The 252-nt window shown below is 52.4% G+C and carries 1 protein-coding gene; it reads left to right on the top strand.

The window, feature by feature from the left end:
• The coding region (locus CHH91_RS18750) for a PP-loop family protein (RefSeq protein ID WP_286160850.1) at nucleotides 1–252 on the top strand (252 nt) is incomplete at both ends.

Here is a 252-nt window from a genome sequence, read left to right on the forward strand (position 1 = left end):
GATTCAATGGCGCTGCTTGCCATTATCGCCAATTTGCGAGAAAAGTGGAGGCTCAATTTGTTTGTTGTTCATGTTAACCACCGACTTCGAGGCGAAGAGTCAAATAAAGATGCCGAACTAGTTCAGGCTTTCTCTGCTCGCCTCGGCGTGCCGTGTAATGTGAAAGACGTTGACGTCGCGGCCTTTAAAGCCGAGCGCCATGTTGGAACGCAACAAGCGGCCCGTGCCCTCCGCTACCAAGTCTTCCAAGGG

Source organism: Virgibacillus sp. 7505 (genome assembly GCF_002272135.1).
GTDB lineage: Bacteria > Bacillota > Bacilli > Bacillales > Amphibacillaceae > Terribacillus.